This is a genomic window from Pseudoalteromonas sp. GW168-MNA-CIBAN-0100, assembly GCF_040309225.1.
Lineage (GTDB): Bacteria > Pseudomonadota > Gammaproteobacteria > Enterobacterales > Alteromonadaceae > Pseudoalteromonas > Pseudoalteromonas arctica.
In genome coordinates this window covers 1-264 of sequence record NZ_JBEOOL010000665.1, presented here as the reverse complement: position 1 = coordinate 264, position 264 = coordinate 1, and the positions used below count along the sequence as shown (strand labels likewise).

The window sequence follows — 264 nt, the reverse complement described above, 5'->3', positions numbered from 1 at the left end:
GTTTGAATCATCAGTCAGTATTAAAAACCTCAAACATAATGCTCAGATCATTTCTGAACGAGTAACCAGTCTGAATACTACTGAAAAACAAAATTTACTTAATTTTGTGCTTAACAAGTGCGAGCTTATTCAAGTGACATTAGATGATTTGAGTGAAGCGTTTCAGTTTTTTGATTCTCAGAATGCCCGTGGTAAAGCCCTCGCGCCGCACGATTTACTCAAAGCGTATCACCTGCGTGAAATGATGGACGCCACGACACAAAC

The 264-nt window shown here is 39.4% G+C and carries 1 protein-coding gene; it reads left to right on the top strand.

Going from position 1 to position 264, the window contains the following annotated elements; translation table 11 throughout:
- Positions 1-264, top strand: a 264-nt coding sequence (locus AAEY62_RS22925) for a GmrSD restriction endonuclease domain-containing protein (protein ID WP_350636732.1), incomplete at both ends; no start/stop codon positions are given.